This is a genomic window from Pseudomonas cannabina (assembly GCF_900100365.1).
GTDB classification, from domain to species: domain Bacteria; phylum Pseudomonadota; class Gammaproteobacteria; order Pseudomonadales; family Pseudomonadaceae; genus Aquipseudomonas; species Aquipseudomonas cannabina.
This window is the reverse complement of sequence record NZ_FNKU01000001.1, coordinates 5443496-5450000: the sequence shown is the minus strand read 5'-3', so window position 1 is coordinate 5450000 and position 6505 is coordinate 5443496. Positions and strand designations below refer to the sequence as shown.

The following is a 6505-nucleotide window of genomic DNA, read 5'->3' as shown; positions in this document are numbered from 1 at the left end:
ATCTTCAGGCTCTGGATTTGCGGAACCAGTTTGGCTACCAGCGCATCGGCAATCTGATCACCCACGCAGACGGCAACCGAAATCGCCATGCAGCGCTCACCGCACGAACCATAGGCGGCACCCATCAACGCACTGACCGCGTTATCCAGATCCGCGTCCGGCATCAGCACCGCATGGTTCTTGGCACCACCGAGCGCCTGGACCCGCTTGCCTCGCGCCGCGCCTTCTTTATAGATGTACTCGGCAATCGGTGTCGAGCCCACGAAACTCAGCGCTTTCACCTCCGGCGCTTCGATCAGCGCATCAACCGCCACCTTGTCGCCATGCACCACGTTGAGGACACCCTTCGGCAATCCGGCTTCGTGCAGCAACTCGGCAATCAACAGGGTTGAGCTCGTGTCACGCTCTGATGGCTTGAGGATGAAGCAGTTGCCGCACGCAATGGCCAGCGGGTACATCCACAACGGCACCATGGCCGGGAAGTTGAACGGCGTGATACCGGCAACAATGCCCAACGGCTGGAAGTCAGACCACGCATCGATGTTCGGCCCTACGTTACGGCTGTATTCACCTTTGAGCACTTCCGGCGCAGCGCAGGCGTACTCCACGTTTTCGATACCACGCTTCAGCTCACCCGCCGCATCTTCGAGCGTCTTGCCGTGCTCTTCACTGATCAGTCGAGCGATACGCGCCTCGTTTTGCTCCAGCAACTGCTTGAACGAAACATCACCTGGGCGCGCTTGGCGGGAGGTGTGTTGCGCCAGGCCGGGAAGGCAGACCTGGCGGAATCGATGGCCTGCTGAACGGTTTCGCGGCTGGCAAGTGCTACCTGATGAATGACCTCCCCGGTCGAAGGGTTGAACACATCGGCTGTGCGACCATCACCGGACACAAATTCGCCATGGATCAGGTGCTGAATGCTGCTCATGAAAAAAGCTCCAAAAGACGGCATCGGGCGCGAATGACGCTGCGCCCGAGGCTGAAAAGTTACCTATATAAGAAAGAAGAAGACCTGCGCGCACGATCAGTCGATCAGATTCAGCGTCTCGCCAACCGCATCGAACATGCGATCCAGATCCTGCGCCTGGCTGTTGAACATCGGGCCAAACTGCAAAGTATCGCCGCCGAAGCGCACATAGAAACCAGCCTTCCACAGTTTCATGCCGGCTTCGAACGGACGCACGATGGCATCGCCATCACGCGGAGCGAGCTGGATGGCACCGGCCAACCCGTAATTGCGGATATCGACGACGTTCTTCGCCCCCTTGATACCGTGCAGCACGCTTTCGAAATGCGGGGCGATTTCCGCCGCTTGCTGCACCAGATTCTCACGCTGTAACAACTCCAGCGCTGCCAGCCCCGCTGCGCAGGCGACCGGGTGCGCCGAGTAGGTGTAGCCGTGTGGAAATTCGACGGCGTATTCCGGCGTCGGTTGATTCATGAATGTCTGATAGATCTCGCTGCTGGCAATCACCGCGCCCATGGGGATCGCACCATTGGTGATCTGCTTGGCGGTGCACATCAGGTCCGGCGTCACGCCAAAGCTGTCGGCGCCGAACATCGAGCCTGTTCGGCCAAACCCGGTAATCACCTCGTCGAAGATCAGCAGGATGTTGTGCTGGTCACAGATTTCGCGCAGACGCTTGAGGTAGCCCTGTGGCGGAACGATCACACCAGCCGAGCCCGCCATCGGCTCAACGATGACTGCCGCGATATTCGACGCATCATGCAGCTCGATCAGCTTGAGCATTTCATCAGCCAGCGCGATACCACCGGCCTCGGGCATGCCTTTGGAGAATGCATTGCTGGCCAGCAGGGTGTGCGGCAGATGATCGACATCCATCAACTGGCCGAACATCTTGCGATTGCCATTCACTCCGCCCAGGCTGGTGCCGGCCACGTTAACGCCGTGATAACCACGCGCACGACCGATCATCTTGGTTTTGGTCGCCTGCCCCTTCAGCCGCCAGTAGGCGCGCACCATCTTCACTGCCGTGTCCGCGCACTCGGAGCCGGAGTTGGTATAAAAGACGTGATTGAGGTTGCCCGGTGTCAGGTCAGTGATTTTCTCCGCCAGTTGAAAGGACGCTGGATGGCCGAACTGAAAGCCCGGTGAGTAATCCAGCACGCCTAACTGCCGCGCAACAGCCTCTTGGATCTCCGTGCGCGTATGCCCTGCTCCACACGTCCACAGACCGGAAAGCCCATCGTAAATCTTGCGCCCCTTGTTGTCTGTCAGGTAGCAGCCGCTGGCCGCGACGATCATGCGCGGGTCACGCTGGAAATTGCGGTTTGCCGTGTAGGGCATCCAGTGCGCATCGAGTTTCAGTTGGCGGGTGACAGGCACGTTGGTCGCTTCGAAAATATTCATGGGACAGGCCTCGCAGGCGCTTGAACGATCAGGGATTGCAGCCAAGGTGCCACGCGACTAAAGTTCATAAAACCTGATTTTCCTGATCTTTAGTTAGGCAATGACTAAACAATGAGCATCCGCCGTCCCGATCCCTTGGCGCAGGTCAGCGACTTTGATATTCGCTTGCTGCGCATCTTCAAAAGCGTCGTCGAGGTTGGCGGTTTCTCGGCGGCGGAAAGCGTGCTGGGCATCGGCCGGTCCGCCATCAGTCAGCAGATGAGCGACCTGGAACAGCGCCTTGGCTTGCGCCTTTGTCAGCGCGGCAGGGCCGGATTCTCGCTGACCGACGAAGGGCGCGAGGTTTATCAGTCGTCGCTGCAGTTGCTCAGCGCCCTGGAAAGCTTCAGAACCGAGGTCAACGGCCTGTACCAGAACCTGCGTGGCGAGTTGAACATCGGCCTGACCGACAACCTCGTCACCCTCCCCCACATGCGCATCACCCATGCGCTGTCGCGCCTGAAGGAGCGCGGCCCCGGCATACACATCAATATCCGCATGAGCGCGCCCGCCGAAGTCGAGCAGGGCGTGCTGGATGGCGGGCTGCATGTCGGCGTCGTACCGCAGGCGAGCGCCTTGCCGGGGCTGGAATATCACGCGCTGTACAGCGAGCGCTCGCTGCTTTACTGCGCTGTCGGTCACCCGCTGTTTTATGCAGAAAACGCCGCGCTGGACGACAAGCGTCTGGCGCAACAGGACGCCATTGCCCCGACGTTTCGCCTGCCCCACGATATTCAGGAGCTCTATCAGGTGCTCACCTGTACCGCCAGCGCATCCGACCGGGAAGGTATTGCGTTTCTGATTCTGACCGGGCGCTACATTGGTTACCTGCCGGACCATTACGCAAACGCCTGGGTACAGGAAGGCCGATTGCGCGCGCTGAAACCTGAATCGAAATTCTATGACCTCAATCTGGTCTCCGTCACACGCAAAGGTCGACGCCCTCATTTGGTGCTGGAAAGCTTTCTGGAAGCACTCGCTGCTACCCGCTGACACACGGCTGCGCGGCGAATGCTCCATTGGCTCGATTCATGGTGGGGCCCAAAGATGCTATCCGGCTGATATATCTGGCAATAAATAAGCTTACGGCGACATAACCTGAGCAGGTGGACAGTTTTTTGCAGGCGTTCCTGATAACGACACGCCAGCACATGGCACTGCCCATTTCGAGACTTCGCCATGCAGCCTGAAAACGCTGAAAGCTTTAAAAACGCCGAGAATAGCGACCTGATCTACGGCCTCGACGACCGACCGAAACCATTGACGGCCACACTGGCAGCGCTGCAACACGTTCTCGCCAGTTTCGTCGGCATCATCACCCCGCCCCTGATTATCGGCTCGACGCTCGGCCTGACCGAATACTTGCCGTACCTGATCAGCATGGCCCTGATGGTGTCGGGTACCGGCACCTTCATTCAGGCACGCCGGCCGTTCGGTATCGGCGCCGGTATGATCTGCCTGCAAGGCACCAGCTTTGCATTCCTCGGCGCGGTGCTGTCCGCGGGGTTTCTGGTCAAACAGCGTGGCGGCAGCCCGGAAGACATCATGGCGATGATCTTCGGCGTGTGTTTTTTCGGTGCGCTGGTGCAGATCGTTCTGAGTCGCTGCATCAGCCAGTTGCGGCGTGTCATCACGCCGCTGGTGACCGGCATCGTGATCACGCTGATCGGTGTGAGCCTGATCAAGGTCGGCGTGACCGATCTGGGTGGCGGCTTCAACGCCCCTGATTTCGGCGCGCCGTTGAATCTTGCGTTGGGCGTGTTCGTACTGGTGGTGATCATTGTGCTCAACCGCTCCAACACGCCCTGGGTGCGTTTGTCGGCAATCATCATCGGCCTGGCCGTCGGCAGTCTGGCCGCGTGGTTCAGCGGCAAACTGGTGCCACAGCCCATTCACGATCTGCCATGGATCAGCGTGCCGGTGCCGTTCAGGTTCGGTTTCAGTTTTGACTGGACCGCCTTCCTGCCGGTCGCGCTGATTTACCTGATCAGCAGTATCGAAACTGTCGGCGACCTCACCGCCAATTGCATGCTAGCGCGTCAGCCCATCAGCGGCCCGAGCTATGTGGCACGCCTCAAGGGCGGCGTGCTGGGCGATGGCGTGAGCTGCATGATTGCCGCCACGTTCAGTGCATTTCCCAATACCACGTTTGCACAGAACAATGGCGTGATTCAGCTGACCGGTGTCGCCAGCCGCTATGTCGGTCTGTACATCGGCGCGGTGCTGTTCATCCTCGGCCTGTTCCCGCATATCGGTGCCATCGTCCAGCAGATCCCCAAACCGGTATTGGGCGGCGCAACGCTGGTGATGTTCGGCAGCGTCGCGGCGGCAGGCGTGCGGATTCTGGCGCAGTCGCCACTGGACCGACGCAGCATGCTGATTATCGCCACCTCGTTCGGCGTTGGTCTGGGTATCGCGGCGCAGCCTGCACTGCTGCATCTCATGCCCAAACTGGTACAGAACCTGTTCGACTCGGCCATTACCAGCGGCGGCCTCACGGCCATCGTCCTGTGCCTGTTGATCCCGGAAAACACTGTCGCCGTCACCCAGACCGAGCCCGTTATGGAACCCGATCCCCTTGAGCAACCACGATAACTGTCGACAGTCACACCAGCGCTTGCCGGATCGCCGCTGGTGCGTTATCTGTTCACTTGTTGTGCCCCCACGACCTGCCCGGAATTGCCCATGACCCTTGAAGTCCCAGCGCACGGCGCTCACGTTCCCAAGCCCGCAAGCCGTATTCGTCAGAAAAACGAGGAAGCGATTATCCAGGCAGCCGAAGATGAATTCGCCCGCCACGGTTTCAAGGGCACCAGCATGAACACCATCGCCCTGAAAGCCGGACTGCCAAAAGCCAATCTGCATTACTACTTCACCAACAAGCTTGGCCTGTATGTCGCTGTGCTGAGCAACATCATCGATCTGTGGGACAGCACCTTCAATCACCTCAGCGTCGACGACGATCCGGCCGAGGCGCTGGCGCGCTACATTCGCGCCAAGATGGAGTTCTCGCGGCGTCAGCCACAGGCTTCGCGGATATTCGCCATGGAGATCATCAGCGGCGGCGAATGCATGAGCGAATATTTCAGTCAGGATTACCGCCTGTGGTTTCAGGGGCGAGCAGCGGTTTTTCAAGCGTGGATCGATGCAGGCAAAATGGACCCGGTCGACCCGGTTCACTTGATCTTCCTGTTATGGGGCAGCACCCAGCATTACGCCGACTTCGCGACCCAGATCTGCCGCGTGACCGGACGCAGTCGTCTGACCCGGCAAGATATGGATCAGGCCAGCGACAATCTGATACGGATCATCCTCAAAGGTTGTGGGCTGACGCCGCCAGCCTTGTAGAATGGGTGCCTTGCCGCCAGCAAGGACACCTGAATGCCTTTTACACTCGTCGGCCCTTGCGAGTTTCGTGAAGAAATTCGCAAGAGCCGCTTCATCACCCTCGCTGCCACCATCGCCAGCCCGGCTGACGCACAGGCGTTCATCGAGCAGCGCAGCGACCTGAACGCGACCCATAATTGCTGGGCCTGGAAACTGGGCGACCAATACCGCAGTAATGACGACGGCGAACCGGGCGGCACCGCAGGCAGACCGATTCTGGCAGCCATCGAAGCGCAGGAATTCGATCAGGTCGTGGTGTTGGTGATTCGCTGATATGGCGGCATTCAACTGGGCACGGGCGGCCTGGCGCGGGCGTATGGCGGTGGTGCCAACAAGTGTTTGCAGCAGGCTGAACGCTTGCCGTTGATTCAACGGTCATCGTTCGATCTGGCATGCAGCTTCAGTGAGCTGGCGCTGGTCAAAGTGCGTCTGGCCGAGCTGAACGGCGTGCTGCAAAGCGAGGCGTTCACCGCCAATGGCGTACAGATGAGGATTGCCATCGGCCCCGAGCATCTGGACGCACTACAACGCCAGTTAGCCGGCCTGAGTCGTGGACGGATCCTCTTGCAGGGCGTGACAGACGCCTGAAAAGCCCCTTCCACAATTGCCCACATCTACTGTGCATCCGGTTGTGGATAAGCTGAGCACACTCCACTGCACGCCTTACCGTACGGGCTTTTCCGGCGAATGATCATTTTTTGTACAATC

General features: G+C 59.3%; 4 protein-coding genes and 2 pseudogenes (1 of these 6 only partly in view). 4 read left to right on the top strand and 2 right to left on the bottom strand.

Annotated features, from left to right (window positions below):
* Together BLT55_RS25625 and aptA are read right to left on the bottom strand one after the other, a co-directional pair.
* Positions 1-928: pseudogene (locus tag BLT55_RS25625) on the bottom strand (CoA-acylating methylmalonate-semialdehyde dehydrogenase); it reaches 565 nt to the left of the window's first position.
* A gap of 96 nt (positions 929-1024) precedes the next feature.
* Positions 1025-2371: an omega-aminotransferase AptA gene (aptA, locus tag BLT55_RS25620; RefSeq protein ID WP_054999911.1), complete on the bottom strand. Its 1347-nt coding sequence runs from the start codon at positions 2369-2371 to the stop codon at positions 1025-1027.
* 111 nt (positions 2372-2482) lie between these two features.
* Here aptA and BLT55_RS25615 point away from each other — a divergent pair, with 111 nt between their 5' ends.
* From BLT55_RS25615 to BLT55_RS25600, 4 genes and pseudogenes are all read left to right on the top strand, one after another.
* Positions 2483-3403 (top strand): LysR family transcriptional regulator, encoded by a 921-nt coding sequence (locus BLT55_RS25615; protein ID WP_054999910.1) that lies wholly within the window; start codon positions 2483-2485, stop codon positions 3401-3403.
* A 186-nt stretch (positions 3404-3589) separates the two neighbouring features.
* Positions 3590-5005, top strand: coding sequence for a uracil-xanthine permease family protein (locus tag BLT55_RS25610; protein ID WP_054999909.1), 1416 nt, complete (start codon positions 3590-3592; stop codon positions 5003-5005).
* A gap of 90 nt (positions 5006-5095) precedes the next feature.
* Positions 5096-5758, top strand: coding sequence for a TetR/AcrR family transcriptional regulator (locus BLT55_RS25605; RefSeq protein WP_054999908.1), 663 nt, complete (start codon positions 5096-5098; stop codon positions 5756-5758).
* A 33-nt stretch (positions 5759-5791) separates the two neighbouring features.
* Positions 5792-6385 (top strand): annotated as a pseudogene (locus BLT55_RS25600) (IMPACT family protein).
* Positions 6386-6505 lie beyond the last annotated feature (120 nt).